The organism is Collinsella sp. CLA-JM-H32B (genome assembly GCF_040098065.1).
In the GTDB taxonomy this organism is placed as follows: Bacteria; Actinomycetota; Coriobacteriia; order Coriobacteriales; family Coriobacteriaceae; genus Collinsella.
Map to the genome: position 1 here is coordinate 1 of NZ_JBBNNA010000021.1, position 16,680 is coordinate 16,680.

General features: G+C 60.7%; 12 protein-coding genes. 1 reads left to right on the forward strand and 11 read right to left on the reverse strand.

All coding sequences use genetic code 11. The features are described from left to right. Nucleotides 1-155: 155 nt before the first annotated feature. The 10 genes from AAA138_RS09360 to AAA138_RS09405 all read right to left on the reverse strand — a co-directional run bounded on the left by AAA138_RS09360 (nucleotide 156) and on the right by AAA138_RS09405 (nucleotide 12,467). Entirely contained in the window at nucleotides 156-1,646 is a 1,491-nt protein-coding gene (locus tag AAA138_RS09360; RefSeq protein WP_329738859.1) for a glycerol kinase, read from the reverse strand. 56 nt (nucleotides 1,647-1,702) lie between these two features. Then, complete coding sequence (locus AAA138_RS09365; protein ID WP_329738858.1) at nucleotides 1,703-2,644, reverse strand: transketolase C-terminal domain-containing protein; 942 nt, start codon at nucleotides 2,642-2,644, stop codon at nucleotides 1,703-1,705. Beyond that, nucleotides 2,637-3,473, reverse strand: a complete 837-nt coding sequence (locus AAA138_RS09370) for a transketolase (protein WP_199576976.1) — start codon at nucleotides 3,471-3,473, stop codon at nucleotides 2,637-2,639. The genes AAA138_RS09365 and AAA138_RS09370 overlap by 8 nt, the downstream gene beginning before the upstream one ends. A gap of 2 nt (nucleotides 3,474-3,475) precedes the next feature. Further along, complete coding sequence (locus tag AAA138_RS09375) at nucleotides 3,476-4,876, reverse strand: L-fucose/L-arabinose isomerase family protein (RefSeq protein ID WP_195535695.1); 1,401 nt, start codon at nucleotides 4,874-4,876, stop codon at nucleotides 3,476-3,478. A gap of 258 nt (nucleotides 4,877-5,134) precedes the next feature. Continuing rightward, a complete protein-coding gene (locus AAA138_RS09380; protein ID WP_055252157.1) occupies nucleotides 5,135-6,145 on the reverse strand; it encodes a LacI family DNA-binding transcriptional regulator in 1,011 nt (336 codons plus the stop codon). Nucleotides 6,146-6,319: 174 nt separating this feature from the next. Further along, nucleotides 6,320-7,738, reverse strand: coding sequence for a 6-phospho-beta-glucosidase (locus AAA138_RS09385; RefSeq protein ID WP_164473267.1), 1,419 nt, complete (start codon nucleotides 7,736-7,738; stop codon nucleotides 6,320-6,322). Between the two features lie 146 nt (nucleotides 7,739-7,884). Then, nucleotides 7,885-9,333, reverse strand: a complete 1,449-nt coding sequence (locus tag AAA138_RS09390; RefSeq protein ID WP_271740368.1) for a PTS transporter subunit EIIC — start codon at nucleotides 9,331-9,333, stop codon at nucleotides 7,885-7,887. Between the two features lie 70 nt (nucleotides 9,334-9,403). Further along, nucleotides 9,404-10,243 (reverse strand): PRD domain-containing protein, encoded by an 840-nt coding sequence (locus AAA138_RS09395; RefSeq protein WP_229030469.1) that lies wholly within the window; start codon nucleotides 10,241-10,243, stop codon nucleotides 9,404-9,406. A gap of 249 nt (nucleotides 10,244-10,492) precedes the next feature. Then, the gene (locus tag AAA138_RS09400; protein ID WP_349090605.1) at nucleotides 10,493-11,467 is read right to left on the reverse strand and encodes a nucleoside hydrolase; all 975 of its coding nucleotides are present in this window, start codon (nucleotides 11,465-11,467) and stop codon (nucleotides 10,493-10,495) included. A 4-nt stretch (nucleotides 11,468-11,471) separates the two neighbouring features. Further along, the gene (locus AAA138_RS09405) at nucleotides 11,472-12,467 is read right to left on the reverse strand and encodes a ribokinase (RefSeq protein ID WP_349090606.1); all 996 of its coding nucleotides are present in this window, start codon (nucleotides 12,465-12,467) and stop codon (nucleotides 11,472-11,474) included. Nucleotides 12,468-12,653: 186 nt separating this feature from the next. On the opposite strand from AAA138_RS09405, the gene AAA138_RS09410 reads away from it, so the two are divergent. Continuing rightward, complete coding sequence (locus AAA138_RS09410; RefSeq protein ID WP_349090607.1) at nucleotides 12,654-14,870, forward strand: acyltransferase family protein; 2,217 nt, start codon at nucleotides 12,654-12,656, stop codon at nucleotides 14,868-14,870. A gap of 544 nt (nucleotides 14,871-15,414) precedes the next feature. On the opposite strand, the gene AAA138_RS09415 is transcribed toward AAA138_RS09410, so the two are convergent. After that, nucleotides 15,415-16,611 (reverse strand): Nramp family divalent metal transporter, encoded by a 1,197-nt coding sequence (locus tag AAA138_RS09415; RefSeq protein WP_055252163.1) that lies wholly within the window; start codon nucleotides 16,609-16,611, stop codon nucleotides 15,415-15,417. Between the last annotated feature and the right edge of the window lie 69 nt (nucleotides 16,612-16,680).

The window sequence follows — 16,680 nt, forward strand, 5'->3', positions numbered from 1 at the left end:
CATGTCCTTCTTGAAGTTGAGGACCAGGTCTTCGGCGTTCATGCTGCCCCCATCATCGCGGTCTACAGGGCTAACGATATGGCACCGTGGGGACACATGTATGTCAATCCTGGTCTAACAGAGCCTTTTTTAATCCCCGTCCCAGAAAAACCATTCTAGGCTGTGTAGGCAATCGTTGATTTCACGGCGTGGCGCCAGCCGGCGATCTTTTTGGCGCGCTCGTCGGCGGTCATGGCAGGCTCCACGATGCCGCGGGCCCCATAGACGTCGACGACATCGCGCGTGTACATGCCCAGCGCAATGCCGCAGGCCCAGGCCGCACCCAGGCCGCTCATCTCGTCGTTGCTCGCGATGCGGATAGGCGAGCCAACCAAGTCGCTCTCAAACTGCATCAGGTACGCATCGCGCGTGGGACCACCGTCAACGCGAAGCTCGGACAGCACCGCGCCCGAATCCTCGACCATCGCATCGATCACGTCAAAGATCTGATAGGCGATCGACTCGTCGGCGGCCTTCACGAACTCCGCGCGACCCGTGGTACGCGTCATGCCAAAGACGCAGCCCTCGGCGTCACTCGCCCAGTGCGGCGCGCCCAAACCGGTAAACGCCGGCACAAAGTAGACGCGGCTCGCCGGATTGGCAGCGTAGCACAGGTCGGTAACTTCCTCGGGGTTATTGATGAGCTCCAGATCGTCGCGCAGCCACGTCTTGACAGCACCGGCGTAGCTCACGTTGCCCTCGAGCACGTACTCGGTCACGCCGTCCATACGCCATGCGAGCGAGCTCGAAAGCCCGTGCGAGCTGGCAACGAACTCGTCGCCGACGTTCATCATGACCGAGCTGCCGGTGCCATAGGTCGCCTTGGCCATACCGCGGCTGTGGCAGCCCTGCGCGAACAAGGCCGCGTGGCTGTCGCCCAGCACGCCGTGAATGGGCACGGGCGCTGGCAAAAAGCCGCCCAGATCCGTCATGCCGAACAGGCCATCGGAATCGGTCACCTGCGGCAGGCAGGCCACGTCGACGCCAAAGGCCTCGCACACCGGCTCGCTCCAGCAGCCACGGCGCAGGTCAAAGAGCTGCGTGCGGCTGGCATTGGACCAGTCGCAGCGAAACTCCGCGCCGCCCGTGAGCGTCCAGACCACCCAGGCATCGATGGTGCCCAGGCACAGCTCGCCTGCCGCCGCGGCCTCGGCAGCAGCGGGAACGTTCGCAAGGATCCAGGCCATCTTGCCCGCCGGATAGTAGGGCGAGAGCACCAGACCCGTCGTGTCGCGCACCAGCTCGGCCACACCCTCGCGCGCGGTCAACTCGTCGCACAGCTCGCGGGCGCGGGCGCACTGCCACACCACGGCGTCGCACAGCGGCTCGCCCGTCGTGCGGTTCCATGCAACGGTGGTCTCGCGCTGGTTGGAGATGCCGATGCCGGCGACGTCGGCCGGATTGACCCCGGTCTCCTCCACCACGGCACGCGCCACGGCCAGCACATTGGTGGCAATCTCGGCCGGATCATGGCTCACCCAGCCGGCTTCGTTGACAATCTGGCGATGCGAGCGGTCGGCACGATGAATCAGATGGCCGCCCTCGTCTACCAGCAGCGCCTTGGTGCCCTGCGTGGACTGATCGATTCCGATGATGTAGCGGCCCATGGCCACCCCTTTCAAAACGAATGTGACAAAGGGACGGTCCCTTTGTCACATTCCAGTTACTCTGTGGGCAGGAATTCGGCGACGGTCTGCGCGATTCCGGCACCCGTCAGGCCGTAGTGTGCAAAGACCTCGGGGCTCGTGCCGGTGATGACCGGCGCGTCGGGCAGGGAGAGGCACTTGACCGGACGCGGGCAATGCTCGCCCACCACCTGCGCGACCATAGAGCCCAAGCCGCCGAAGGGACTGTGCTCCTCGACAGTCACGACGGCGCGCGTGGCACCGGCAGCCTCAATCACGGCCTCGGCGTCAAGCGGCTTGACGCAGTACATGTCGAGCACCGTTGCCGAGATGCCCTGCTCGGCCAGCAGGTCGGCAGCGTCCACGGCATGGCGGACCATCTCGCCGGTAGCGACGAGCGTTACATCGGTGCCGCGGCGTACCCAGGTGGCGCGATCCATCTGGAACGGGCACTCGCCCTCGGCGTACACGTCCTCGACCGGGTTGCGGCCCACGCGGATGTAGGCCGGCTTGTTGTCGGCGACCAGGGCCCGCACGAGCTCGGCGGTCTGGAAGCGGTCGCTCGGCAGATACACGCGCATGTTGGGAATCGCGCTCATGGCGGCGATATCCTGCGCGGAGTGATGGCTCATGCCCAAGGCGCCGTAGGACACGCCGCCCGAGATGCCGATGAGCTTGACGTTGGTGTTGGAGTACGAGACGTCGACCTTGCACTGCTCATACGAGCGCGTGGTCACAAAGGACGCCGGCGAGGCGGCCCAGGCCTTCTTGCCGCACGAAGCCATGCCGGCGGCGATGCTCACCAGGTCCTGCTCGGCAATGCCGACCTCGACGGACTGCTGGGGATACTGATCAAAGAACGGCGTGAGCGATGCGGAGCCGCGGGAATCGGAGCACAGGACGACGATATCCTTATCGGTCTTCGCGGCCTCGAGCAGCGTGTCGCAGATAACCTTGCGATTGGCGATCTTGTTAGCCATTGATGGCCTCCTTATGGGCAGCGAAATCGGCGATGATCTGGGCATATTCCTCATCGTTAGGCAGGTGATGATGCCAGGCGGCCTTGTCCTCCATAACGGGCGAGCCGTAGCCCTTCACCGTGTTGAGGATGATGACCGTGGGCTTGCCGCAGGTCTCGGCCGCAAGCGTCAGCGCGGCGTCGATGGCCCGGACGTCGTTGCCCGGAATAGAGAGCACGTTCCAGCCGAAGGCGGCCCAGCGCTCCTCCTGCGAGTCCTGCTTCATAACGTCCTCGGTGCTGCCGCTGATCTGCAGGCGGTTGCGGTCCACGAGCGCGCACAGATTATCGAGCTGGTAGTTGCCGCCGCTCATGGCGCCCTCCCAGACCGAGCCCTCGGCAAGCTCACCATCGCCCATGATGGTGTAGACGCGGTAATCGCGGCCGTCCATCTTGCCGGCGAGCGCCATGCCCACGGCCACGGGCAGGCCGTGACCCAGCGAGCCCGAGTTCATTTCGATGCCCTTGAGCTTGTTGTTGGGGTGGCCGATGTAGGGGCTGCCGAACTTGGAGAAGCGGGCCTTGACGTCGTCGAGGTCAAGATAGCCCTCGTGGCAGAGCACCGCGTAGTAGGCTTCCATGGCGTGGCCCTTGGAAAGCACGAAGCGGTCGCGGTTGGGATCGTCGACGGTCTCGGGCGAAATGTTGAGGTGGTTGGCATAGAGGGTCATGAGGGCGTCGATCACCGACATGTCGCCGCCGATGTGGCCGCCGGCGCCAGCCATGATGATATCGACGCAATCGCGGCGAAGGTCCCAACGCAGGGACTCAAGCTCTTCGATAGTTGCCATTTCTACTCTCCTCGCAGGTAGGCTTTAACGTCTTCTTCGATGGGGTCGTACAGGTCGGGGGCAATGCCGATGTACTTGCACGCCTCGTAGAGCACCGGCACCACGTTGGCGTGAATAGCGACGCAGTGGTGGATGTAGGGGCCCTCGACGATCTTGGCTTCGAGGCGCTTGAGGTTGTCGACCTCGACCCACAGGTAGGTGCCCATGCCGGCCGGGCCGTCGATGCCGCGGGCGTTGCCCAGTAGCAGCGAGTACTCGCCGTTGTCACCGTCAAAGCGGGCAAGGGTGAGGTCGCCGTGCTTGGCCTCGGCCGTCAGCGCGCCGGGGTGATCGAAAGCCAGCGGGTAGGTGAGCTTGGGCTTGACGGCCGCGCAGCTGCAGGGCCAGGGGCCGCAATGCTGCAGCAGCTCGCCGTTCTCGTTATCGGGATGGCGCACGGTCCAGTCGGCGAACATGCCGCGGTGACGGCCCAGGTCGGCGGCCTCGACCATCAGCGCGGTGATGGCGCCGTGGATATCGGTCTCGCATACGATAGGAATGCCCATCTCGTTGAGGATGGCGTTGGCGGCGCAGGGCATAATGCCCAGCTCGTCCTGCAGAGCGTTCCAGCACTGAATGGCACCGGCGTTGCAGCCATACTTCTCGACCAAGCGCTTCATGGCGATGGCAAGACCGGCGACCGCGGGGACCTTGTCCTCGGGGATGCAGATCTCAAAGCTGTCGTTGATGTGGGCAAGCATGGCGGCCATGGCCTGCTCGTCGGCCTGGGCGTCGCGCACAGCCTGGACAAGTTCGGTCATGGGGATAGGCGAAAGCTGGATGTTGAACTTCTCGAGCAGCTCGCCCTCGTTGCACATGGTCGACCAGAAGTCGAATGGACGGGTGGCCATCTGCAGGATGCGGGTGTGCTTGAAGGTCTTGACCACGTTGCAAACGGCCAAAAAGTCCCAAACGCCGCGCTCGAACTCGGGGTCGGTCAGGCGGCAGTTGGTCATGTAGGTGAAGGGAACCTGGAAGCGGCGCAGGACCTTGCCGGTGGCGAACAGGCCGCACTGGCTATCGCGCAGGCGTGTGCCGTCGGGCTCGGGGCGCTCGTCGCGCGGACCCCACAGCAGTACGGGTAGACCGAGCTCGCGGGCAAGGCGAGCGCAAACGTACTCGGTGCCAAAGTTGGCGTGGCACAGCATAATGCCATCGACGCCCTCGGCGCGGAACTTCTTCACGATAGGCTCGATATGGCTGTCGTCGAACAGCAGGCCCTCGTCATTGATGTCGTCGATATCCACGATGTCGACGCCGATCTCGCGCAGGCGATCAGCCGTCAGGCCGCGATACTTGATTGCGTCCGGCGCGCTAAAGATACTGCGGCGCGTGGGCACAAAGCCGAGCTTGATCTTGTCCATGTACGTCCTCCCCTAATCACATGTTCAGTAAACAGACGCATGTTTCGTTTTGTTCTGTTTACTAAATATTTTACTCTACTGTTTAGAAGTTTAACGCGAAATACCCGTAGACGGTAGAGAGATCAGCCTAAACGGTATGTAAACAAACTGAACATACAGGGGCATCAAAAAGAGGGCCCCGAAGGACCCTCTCTTAGTAGCGTTATGTATGGCTGCCTTAGCGAGCTTTGCCTCCCTACGGCCTAGCGTTGCCTTTGCCTAGATTTCGCGCACGCTTTGGCGCTCGACAAAATAGGTCGACACGGCCGTCTTGCAGGTATAGCTCTTGGGATTGCGGATGTTGCCCACCAGGCGGCGCACCGCGATCTCGCCCACCTCGTGCTTGGGAACGTGCACCGTGGTGAGCGGCGGATTGGAGAAGGCGCCCAAAGACAGATCGTCAAAGCCGATGATTGAGACATCCTCGGGGACACGTATGCCGTGCTCGTTCAGCGCGCGCATGGCGCCTACGGCGAGCACGTCGTTTTCGGCAAAGAAAGCCGTCGGCAGGTCGTCGCGCGAGACGCTGTCGAGCCATGCGCCCATGTCGCGATAAGCACCTTCGAGCGTGGTGCCCAGTGTGACGCGCCATGTCGGGTTGGCCTCAAGGTCCGCATCCTCAAGCGCTTGTCGATAGCCGCGCTCGCGATCCTTAAAGTTGCGGATGCGAAGGTCGCCTGCCAGATAGCCGATTTGCTTGTGACCCTTCTCGATAAGGTAGTCCACGGCGCGCAGCACCGAGTCGGTGTTGGCAATGACTACGGCATCGAAGTACTGACGATCGCTCCAGCCATCGAGCACGATCAAGTGGGCGGCAGCGTTGGCGAACAAGGCATAGTCTTCCTCACCCAGCTCGGTACCCATCAGCACGATGGCGGCCGACGGGTCGGCGATCAGGCCCTCGACCTGCGGACGCACGGCGTCCAAGTCGCTAAAGTCGAGCGAGACAAAGCTCGTGCTCATACCGTGACGACGCGCCTGGCGCTCCACGCCCTCAATAACCGCGGGATGAAAGGTGCTCTCGTCCAAAATGGCGCCCGTCTTGCGCGCGAGCACAAACTGAATGCTCTCGAGCTGCGTCGACTGCTGGTAGCCAAGCGATTGCGCGCACTCCAGGATGACCTTGGCGGTCTCCTCACTCACGCTGCGCTTGCGGTTGAGCGCGTTGGACACGGTCGCAGGCGAAAAACCGGTGATGCGGCTGATCTCGCGAACACTTGCTTTGGCCATTGTTCCCCCTAGCAACGGCCGTGGCGGAGCATCGCAACTCGATGGCTCGGCAAATAAACGACCGCAAATTCAATCTAAACAGAATAGTAAATGTTTAATAGCTAGTTTAGCCTGTTGTCAAGCGAAGTGGCACGACTATTCCCCCAACGGGCGCATTTGTCCATCTTAACGTTATTACGCAAGGTCTTCGCCATTGCTTGCTATTACGCGTCGGTACCATTCGAAGCTTTTCTTTTTACGTCTCTCAAACGAGCCCGCACCGCTATCGTCTCGATCGACATAGATAAACCCGTAGCGCTTACGCATCTGTCCTGTGGCGACCGAAACCAAATCGATCGGGCCCCAACAGGTATATCCCATGAGTTCCACCCCGTCGAGCTCGACGGTCTCCCTCATCGCCTCGATGTGGGCCCGCAGGTATTCAACTCGATAGTCGTCTTCTATTTCACCCGAATCTTCCGGCACATCAGGAGCACCCAAACCGTTTTCGACGATGAACAGCGGCTTTTGATAGCGATCCCAGATTTCATTCATGGTGACGCGCAGCCCTTTGGGGTCGATAAACCTCCCCCAAGGCTCCTGTTTTAGATACGGATTAGGCGCCGAGCGAAGAAGGTTCGAATCGAACTGACCTTCCGCATGCGCTTTTGCGACGCGCGTCGAGTAATACGAAAACGAGACGAAATCGACCAGGTTTGCAGCCAGTACTTCGCGGTCATCATCCCGATAGGGCACCTCAAAACCATGGCGGGCGTATTCCTTGAGAACATAGCTCGGGTACGCACCGCGCACCTGGACGTCGGTAAACATGTAATGGCTGCGATTCTCAGCCTGCGCAGCCAGCACATCGTCCGGATCACATGTAGCCGGATAGAAGACACCTGCGTTGAGCATGCAACCGATCTTCGCCCCAGGGCACAGTTCATGACACGCCCCGACCGCACGGGCGCTCGCAACCAATACATGGTGCACGGCCGTGTGAACCGTTGCATAGCGATTCTCCCCTTGCTCGAAGATGATCCCCGCCGCCATAAAGCACGCCTGCGTCATGATGTTGATCTCGTTAAAGGTCAGCCAATAATTGACCAATCCCCGATAGCGCTCGAACACGGTACGCGAATATCGCTCGAACAGGTCGACCAACCTGCGATCGCGCCATCCGCCATACGCATCGACGAGATGCATGGGGACATCATAGTGGTTGAGCGTCACCAAAGGCTCAATGTCATGCGCGCGACACGTCCTAAAAACATCCTCGTAAAAGGCAAGGCCTTCTTCATTGGGCTCGGCTTCGTCTCCTTTGGGAAAAATGCGGCTCCAGGCGATTGATAAGCGCAGGCATTTAAAACCCATCTGGGCAAACAGTTCAATATCCTGCTTGTACCTATGGTAAAAATCAATGCCCTTGCGAGCGGGATAGAAGCTGTCGGGTGCCAACGCACGCGGATCAAGGTCTCCCCGCATGACGTCCATGCGTTGATCGCCAAACGGCAGCATGTCGGAATTGGCTAAACCGCGACCGCCTTCGTTCCATCCTCCCTCGCACTGGTTTGCAGCCAGAGCCCCGCCCCATAAAAAATCTTCTCTAAACATTATGGTGTCGTCCTTTCTATCAAATTCCCGGCCCACACTGTCGAACGCAACGGACTCGGCAAGTGCCGCGCAACAGCACAGTACCGTTGCGCGGCCAAGGGGTCGGACCGCGCAACGGCTGGGGAGCATATTTGTGTAGTAGCCTCTTATGCCTCGACGGATTCAACGGCCTCAGAATCGCCGCTCTTGGACTTCAACGGCATCTTCTCCTGTCCTTCAAATCCAAAAATCATCGCCAACGCAAACGTCACGGCACCGCCAGCAAGACACCCGATGGTGCCAGGGATGATATCCTGAGCAAACATGAGCACGTTCATCCATGGGAAACCAACGCCAGTGAAGATATAGACGTTGGCATGAAGAAGGCTTACCAGCAGACCACCGACAGCACCACCAATCATGTTCCAGGCAAGAGCCTTCTTGTCGCGAAACAGGATGCCGTAGATGATGGGCTCACTCACGCGACCGAAGGCATAGGTGATGAACAAGTTCCAGCCCGTGGCTCGACTCTCCTTGCCCTTAGCGCGCAGGCCATAGGCGAGCGCGATGGCAAGCGTGGTGTAGGCTACAACCGCGGTGCCGGGGTATAAGATGGCGTCGTAACCGTTCTGGAGCGCGGCGGGCAATATGGCGGTATAGATCGGCACGTGCATGCCGGTGGCGATGATCAGATTCCAGAATGCGCCGATAACCGCGGTCGCAGCGGGACCGGCAACAGAGGCGAGCCAAATGATGAAATCGGCCACAAGGCCCATGACAAATTGGACGGCAGGGCCGCAGAGGCACAGCGCGACCGGCAACATCACGAGCACCGTACCCACGGGTACGATCAGAATGCGCAACATATCAGGCGAGATCTTCTTAAAGAAGCGCTCAACATAGGACTGGGCCCAGGTGATCAAGATGACCGGAAGAACAGCCTGGGTGTAGTTGACGAGCTGCATGGGGATGCCGAAGACGCTGAAAGGCTTTCCGTCCTCAACAATAGCGAGCATGTCGGGATAAATCATCACAACAGCGATGAGCAGTGCCAGCACAGGACTCGTTTTGAACTTCTTAGCCGAGCTATAGGCGGCAAACACCGGGAAGTAGTAATACGCCGCATCGCCCACCAGGGAAAGGATCCGATACAGGTCGCTCGTTTCGGACATAAAACCGGCGCCTTCGGGCCCAAACAGAATAACGAGCATCTTGAAGATACCGGCGACACAAAAGATCGGAAGGATCGGGGTGATAGCGCCGCTCACGGCATCGAGCAGCTGATTGAAGAGGTGCTTGGGCGCCAAGCGCTCCTTCCAGCTAAGCTGAGGGCCATCGAGTTCCTCGTCAATCGATACCGTGACCTCGAATCCGCCCTGCTTACAAACCTCGTCGTAGACCTTGTCGACCGTGGGCCCGACCACCAGCTGCACCTGCCCTCCGGCGTGCACGACGCTGATGATAGACGAGATGTCCTCAAGCTTCTCATCATTCGAGAGGCTTTCATCCTTGAGGTTGAAGCGCAGGCGCGTCATGCAATGCGTAACCGAAGCCACGTTTTCCGCCCCGCCCACAGTGGAGAGAATCTGCTCTGCCACCTTTTTGTAATTTGCCATCATTGGCTCCTTTGCACAATCTTGGCTTACTGTTCGAATCGGCAAAGGTCATGCCCCGAATGGCTACGGGTTACAATCCTTTTTTGGAGATGATCCGGTTGAGATGGATCATCAGATAGAGTTCCTCCTCCTCGGAGAGCGTGGCGTCCCACGTTTCACGACAATAGGAACCGATATGCTTCACGCACTCTGCCAACTGCGGAAACTCCTCACGAAAGTTCTTGTACATCTGCATGTTGGCGCTGTTCAGCGACTCGCCGGCTTGAATGCGCTTGAACAGGTACCGCAGATGCGTGGCGAAGCGGGTGAAATCAAAGGAATCGCGGTCGACAATAATGCGGAAATCGCTTTCGAGAATCTCGATAACGTCCTCGAGCATATCGTCGAACTGCTTTGCGGGCTCGGCCGTGGCTTTGACGGCTTCAACAACCCGTGCGTTCACGAGATTCATCGCAATACTGGCAATCTCATCCTTGGGAAGCCGCTCTCCGAGCTCCTTCTCGAGTCGCATGACGATAAACTGGGCAGCCTTGTATTCCTTCGGATACGTCTCCCGCACTTCATAGGCAAGAGGCATCGCGATGCGGACCCCCTTTTGGGCTCGCGCAACGGCAAACGACAGGTGATCAGCCATGAACAGCGTCGCATTGGTCGAGAGGTCGTAGGGCAGTTCGTTGGCAACGATGTCCATAACTTTCGCCGCAAACATCACGATATCCGAGGGAAGATCCCTCATGACATCTTGTCCTTTAGGATCAATGTCGTAAAACGTATGCTCGATTTTAGAAAGAGGGAGCTCTCGAGGAAAATCTCCGCCGAAACCGACGCCCCTGCCCATGGCGATGACATCTCGCCCCTGTCCGTCACGGCAAAGAACCGCGTTGTTGTTAAGCTTTTTAATTGCAAGCATGGTGAACCTCCTTTCAAGAACACTCACAGAAAAAGGCATGATAGCCAATAGCAGTGCTATTGCGGTCATGCCTTACGTAACAATCCGTGTTGTATTGCTCTTGGGCATGCCTCCACACAGGAGTAACAATCCAAGATGCAGAATGCATTATAGCGCTCTCCCCGCCCCGGGGACCATCGGGCTGGCGAACGGTAGATGTCGGCCCGCCAGCGGCCACATCGAGCAGATGGGCGTGCTTCGATCCCGAGCCTAGCCTAGGATGCGGGCCATGCGCGCCTTGAACTCGGACAGAAAGCGCGGGGCGTCCACGGTGAGTGCCACAAGCGCGCTCTTGTCGGGGTCGGACAGGCGGTGCTCATCGCAAATGGTGCGACCGCGATACTCGCCCAGCAGATCAACACGCAGATTGCAGCCGAGTGCACCTACGAGCGTGGGGTCGATCGCCACGGCAACGGCCAACGGATCGTGCAGCGCACAACCACCCAGGTAGGGTGCGTTCATCTCGTACGAGCCAATGTAGTGCTCGACCATGCTAGCAAATGCGCAGCCCGCCATGGTGCCCGAGCCCGTCCAACCGGCAATGTCGCGGCGCGTGAGCACCACGCGATGCGTCACGTCCAGGCCCACCATGGTGAGCTTGCGGCCCGAGCGCAGCACGGCATCGGCCGCCTCGGGATCGCTTGCCATGTTGGCCTCGGCACCCGCACTCACGTTACCGGGCACGGTCAGGGCACCGCCCATTACCACCACGCGGCCGATAGACATCACCGCCGCCGCATCGCGCTCCAGGGCAAGCGCCAGGTTGGAGAGCGGGCCGGTCGCCACATAGACCAAGTCGGGGCCATAGGTGCGCGCGGCATCGATCAGGTAATCGACCGCGGCGTTACCATCGGCCGACGTCGCGCCCACCGGCTCGTACGGCGAGGCGGGCACGCTTGCGCCGCCAATGCCGTTCTTGCCGTGGATGAGCGTCGTGGACGCCGGCGGCGTATAGGGTTCGGTCGCCTTGATGGGACGATCGGCGCCCAGGTACACCGGCACCTCGGGACGACCCAACAGATCGAGCACCGCCAGGCAGTTATGTGCCGACTGGTCGACGCGCACGTTACCAAAACATGTGGTAATGCCCACGAGTTCCACCTCGGGGCTCGCGATGGCATAGGCAAGCGCCATCGCATCGTCCACACCCATATCCAGATCAAGGATCAGCTTCTTGATTGCCATTGCTCTACTCCGCTTCTCCGTCTTGTACCAAATCGTCTAAATCAAACACGCGATCAACTTCGGCGCGCGTGGGAATCGACTGCTGTGCGCCCAGGCGCGACACCGTCACCGCCGAGGCGCGTGCACCCGCCGCCATGCACTCAAAGAGCGGCAGGCCCTCCAGACGAGCCGCGGCAAGCGCACCGATAAATGTATCGCCCGCGGCCGTCGTATCGACCAACGTGCTCGAGAGCGCCGGCATGCGCAGCGGCTCGCCGTCATCGCCGAGCGTAACCGACCCGGCGCCGCCCAACGTGATGACCGCAGCTCCGGCACCCTTGGCGAGCAGGGCATTGAGCGCCGCGACGCAGCTCGCATCATCCGCGGGCAAGATGCCCGTCAGCACCTGGCACTCAGTCTCGTTGGGACAGACCAGGTCGACCGCAGGCCAGGCCTCCGCAGGCAACTCGCAGGCAGGAGCTGGATTAAAGACCGTATAGAACCCCAGCTCGTGAGCGCAAACGAGCGCCTCGGCCGTCGCTGCAAGGTCACATTCGCCCTGGGCGATAAAGACGCTTCCGACAGCCGGGGCAATATCGCTGGCGTCTCCGTCGAGCTCATCGGCTACCAGACGCCTCAGCGCGCGGGCAACATCCTCGCCCGCGAGCGCATGGTTGGCACCCGGCGACAGCACGATGCGGTTGTCACCCTCGCAGCGAATGATGGTCGCCGTTCCCGTCTCCACGTCATCGCGACGCGCTACAAAGACACAGTCCACGCCGGCGTCTTGGAGCCCCGCCACGAGCGACGTGCCAAATGCGTCGCAGCCGACCGCGCCGATCATATGCGCGTGCGCGCCCATGCGCGCAGCAGCTACGGCCTGGTTGGCGCCTTTGCCGCCGGCGTTGGTGATAAACCCGCTGCCGCCAACGGTCTCGCCCGCACGCGGCATGCGCTCGCACGCCACCGAAAGGTCCATGTTCATGCTGCCGAACACCGCAACGATGCCGCTATCTGCCATGGAAACCTCCTCGTCCGCGGGCTCTGCACCCGCCGTTGGCCGTCAATCGTGCGCTCTCGCGCCTCTATAACTTTAGTTCACTTTGATGTGGACGCGCGCTTGAGCTTGCGCCGGCAGCAAGCATTCACAGGAGCAGGCGGTTACAATGAAGACGTGCTGATTATTCTCGTCATTGGATGATGTTTTATGGAACAATTCCCACAATCGAGCCCGCGCGGCCCGCGCCGCGCGCCCGATAACCAGGCGCCGCACGAACGCCCGCGCGCCGACCGCCGCACCGGCGAGTCGCGCCACGCCGCAGGCTCCCATCGCGCGCCCGCCAATAAGGGCACCCACACCAACAGCGCTGCAAAAGAACGGGCGACCGCTCGCCCCAAGTCCCGCTACATTCCCGCGCTCGACGGTCTGCGTACGCTCGCCGTCGTCGCGGTGGTGCTCTATCACCTCAACCTCACGTGGGCTCAGGGCGGCCTGCTCGGCGTCACGATCTTCTTTGTGCTTTCGGGCTATCTGATCACGCGCTTGCTGCTCAACGAAGTCGCTAAGACCGGTCGCATCGACCTTAAGAGCTTCTGGATTCGCCGCATCCGTCGCCTGGTCCCCGCCGTGGTAACGGTAGTGTTCGTGACCTGCGCGCTGTGCACCATCTTTAACCACGTGATGCTCACCAAGATGCGCCCCGACATCCTGCCGTCGCTGCTGTTCTTCAACAACTGGTGGCAGATTGCCCAAAACGTCTCGTACTTCAATGCTCTGGGCGACCCCTCACCGCTCACGCACTTTTGGTCGCTTGCCATCGAGGAACAGTTCTACCTGATTTGGCCGCCACTGCTGTTTGCCATGGTATCCATGCATGTGAGCAAGCCCAACACGCGCCGCGTGGTTCTGGGCCTTGCCGCGGTATCTGCCCTCGCCATGATGGTGCTTTACAACCCTGCCGCCGACCCCAGCCGCGTGTACTACGGCACCGACACCCGCGTGTTCTCGCTGCTGCTGGGTGCCTGGATGGCCTTTATCCCCGATCGCGACCTGGCGCCGGTGCGTCTCGCACATCGTTTGGGGCTCAATCGCCTGGCTGGCGCCGCCAAGCACGGCAAGAACGCCGAGGGCAAGCCTGGCGAGAAGGCCGACGAATCAGCCGAGACCGCCCCGGCACAGCCGAGCGCCCTCGTGCGCTTTTGGTCCTCGCCCGCATCCATCGATGTGTTGGGCGTCGTGGGTCTGGTTGGCCTTGCCGCCATGGTCGCGCTCACCAACGGCTATACCGCGTTCCAGTATCGCGGCGGCACGCTGTTATGCTCCATCCTCACGCTCATGGTCATCGCGGCCTGCGTGCAGCCCCAGGGAATGGTTGCCCGCGCGCTGTCCGCCGAGCCGCTCGTGTGGGTTGGCAAGCGCTCGTACAGCATCTACCTGTGGCACTATCCGCTGCTGTTGCTCATGAACCCGGTCGCCAACATCAACGATACGCCCTGGTGGCAGTACATCTTGCAGGTACTTGTGGTGGTCGCCGTAGCCGAGTGCTCCTATCGCTTTATCGAAACGCCGTTTAGAAAGGGCGCCTTCGGCCGCACCGTCACCGAATTCCGCGATGGCACCACCACGCCCGCCAACTGGGCACGCACGCACGTCCCTGTCTGTGCAGCCTGCGCTGTCGTGTTGGTCGTTGCACTGGGCGGCCTGATCTTTGTGCCCGAGACGTCCGCGCTGAGCGGCGAGGGCGCCGAAGTTCTGAACAAGGAAGCCAAAAACACCGCGCCCACCGACCAGCAGGCGGCCGATGACACCGACAAGGACAACGACGGCTTCCCCGATGGCTCCTACGACCTGTTGATGATCGGTGACTCCGTGTCGCTACGCGCCGTTGATTCCTTTGACGGTGTGTTTCCGCACAGCCATATCGATGCCGAAAAGGGCCGCCAGTTTGATGCGGGCCGCGCGACATTTGAGGGCTATATCCAGCAGAACCTTGCCGGCAAGATCGTGGTCTTTGCCCTGGGCACCAACGGTTTGGTAACGGACGCCCAGGTCGACGCGATCATGGCCGACGCCGGCGAGCAGCGCATTGTCGTGTTTGTAAACACGCGTAGCCCGCAGCCGTGGGTCGGGTCCACGAACCAGGCCATCGCCAACGCCGCAACGCGCTACAAGAATGTACGCGTTATCGACTGGTACGGGTACAGCGCCAACCGCAACGACCTGTTTGACGGCGACGGCACGCACCTGTCGGCCACCGGCGTGGCCGAGTACCTCAATCTCATCCACGATGCGGTCAAGAAGGACCTGCCCGTGCACCCCGAGGACCACGTCAACGATCCGCAGCCGGCAGCCGTCAAGTCCGCCGCCGATGCACTCGTCAATGCCCTCGCCTACAAGCCACACAAGCTCGGCGGCGACAAGTAACGCGCAGTCAAATCCGCTCACACCCGCAGGGGGCGTCGGCCGTGGCCGACGCCCCCTGCGGCAGTTAGGGACGTTCCTTATGTGCCGGCACCTGGAGACACTCCTGACGCAGCCGATGAAGACCTCTACGGATGAATTCCAAGCCGCTCCGCCGCTCCAGACATCGTTTCCGTGCCTCGCGCCTGCTCCAAACAATCAAAACAAGCCCTTTTCGCCGCAACCCCAAAGGCCTGTGGGCAAAAAAGGCCAAATATGAGTACTGTTGCAATTTTAGTAGCAGACAAAACCACCCAAAATGACGTCCGAGCGACCCCTACAACCCCCTAAAGCAGCCAACCTGACTGGTTTAAGGCATATTGGAGCCAATTTTAATGAACATACTATAGGTTATGTTCATTAACTTCTTGGATGTAAATGCTATTCACTTAGCAACAGTACTCATATTTGGCATTTTTTGCCCACCGCCATATAACTAACGCCCTATAGCAGACGAAAAACAGGCCGCAGCCCATCGCTGCGGCCTGTTCGAAACCCAAAAGAGGCGCTACGCGCTGTAGCCCATCGCTTGCAGTACAAACATGACGACCGTCAACACCGTAATCACGCCGATAGTCGCCCACGTGAGCACGTTCCATACGCGGCCGTTGCGGTTGGCGCCCATAATGTGGCGATCCGCCGCGATAACCACCTGGAATACCAAGACTACGGGCAGCAGCACGCCGTTGATGACCTGCGAGGTCATCATAATCTGGAACAAATCGACGCCAGGCATGAGCACCAACACAGCAGAAATGCCGATGATGGCCGTAATGATGCCGCGGTAAACCGGGGCCTCGTCCCAGCTGCGATCGGCGCCGCGCTCCCAACCAAAAGCCTCGCAGATGGCACTCGACGTAACGCCCGGCAGCACGCAGGCAGCCAAAAAGCTCGCTGCGACCAGGCCCGAGGCAAACAGCACCGTGGACCACTGGCCCGCGATGGGCTCCAGCGCGCGGGCGGCATCGGCGGCATCGCTAATCTGAATACCCGCCGGGAACAGCACCGTACCGGTCGTGATGATAATGAAGCCCGCAATGATATCAGCAGCGATCGAGCCGCTCACGGTATCAATACGCTGCAGCACGATGTCGTCCTCGCCCGCATTCTTATCGACCACGTTGTTCTGAGCCAAGAAGATCATCCACGGTGCGATGGTGGTACCGATCGTTGCGACCACGAGCGACACGTAGCTGGGATCGTTCTGAATATTGGGGACGACCAAGTCGACCGCGACCTCGCCCCAGTTGGGGCCGGCCATAAACGCAGCGACGATGTAGGTCACGAACACGCAGCTTACCAGCAGCAGAATCTTCTCGATGCGCTGGAAACTGCCCGACATGGTAAGCATCCACACCAGCAGCGCCACGAGCGGCACCGAGATGCTCGCCGGAACGCCAAACAGAGCAAGGCCGCTCGCGATACCCGCGAACTCCGAGATGGTCACCGCCGTGTTGGCGATCAACAGTGCCGCCATGGCCAGCACGCTCTTGCGAACGCCAAAGCGCTCGCGAATGAGCGACGCCAGGCCCTTACCCGTGACACATCCGCAGCGCGCCGCGGTCTCCTGCGTCACGATAAGCAGCACGGTCATGACGGGAAGCATCCAGAGCATCTTATAGCCATAGCTGGCGCCCGCGCTGGAATACGTGGCGATGCCGCCGGCGTCATTGCCCGAAAGCGCCGCCAGCAGACCGGGACCCATGGCGCCAAAGATGGCCGCGATGGTCAACTTTTGCTTGGTGCTCGGCTTTTGCTTCGTATTTTGCACACG

Bases quoted from the DNA above. Each gene is read 5' to 3' on its own strand.
- AAA138_RS09385 (WP_164473267.1), bottom strand. From the start codon at position 7,738: ATGTTTAGAGAAGATTTTTTATGGGGCGGGGCTCTGGCTGCAAACCAG.
- AAA138_RS09390 (WP_271740368.1), bottom strand. From the start codon at position 9,333: ATGGCAAATTACAAAAAGGTGGCAGAGCAGATTCTCTCCACTGTGGGC.
- AAA138_RS09380 (WP_055252157.1), bottom strand. From the start codon at position 6,145: ATGGCCAAAGCAAGTGTTCGCGAGATCAGCCGCATCACCGGTTTTTCG.
- AAA138_RS09365 (WP_329738858.1), bottom strand. From the start codon at position 2,644: ATGGCTAACAAGATCGCCAATCGCAAGGTTATCTGCGACACGCTGCTC.
- AAA138_RS09360 (WP_329738859.1), bottom strand. From the start codon at position 1,646: ATGGGCCGCTACATCATCGGAATCGATCAGTCCACGCAGGGCACCAAG.
- AAA138_RS09395 (WP_229030469.1), bottom strand. From the start codon at position 10,243: ATGCTTGCAATTAAAAAGCTTAACAACAACGCGGTTCTTTGCCGTGAC.
- AAA138_RS09415 (WP_055252163.1), bottom strand. From the start codon at position 16,611: ATGGGTCCCGGTCTGCTGGCGGCGCTTTCGGGCAATGACGCCGGCGGC.
- AAA138_RS09400 (WP_349090605.1), bottom strand. From the start codon at position 11,467: ATGGCAATCAAGAAGCTGATCCTTGATCTGGATATGGGTGTGGACGAT.
- AAA138_RS09370 (WP_199576976.1), bottom strand. From the start codon at position 3,473: ATGGCAACTATCGAAGAGCTTGAGTCCCTGCGTTGGGACCTTCGCCGC.
- AAA138_RS09410 (WP_349090607.1), top strand. From the start codon at position 12,654: ATGGAACAATTCCCACAATCGAGCCCGCGCGGCCCGCGCCGCGCGCCC.
- AAA138_RS09375 (WP_195535695.1), bottom strand. From the start codon at position 4,876: ATGGACAAGATCAAGCTCGGCTTTGTGCCCACGCGCCGCAGTATCTTT.
- AAA138_RS09405 (WP_349090606.1), bottom strand. From the start codon at position 12,467: ATGGCAGATAGCGGCATCGTTGCGGTGTTCGGCAGCATGAACATGGAC.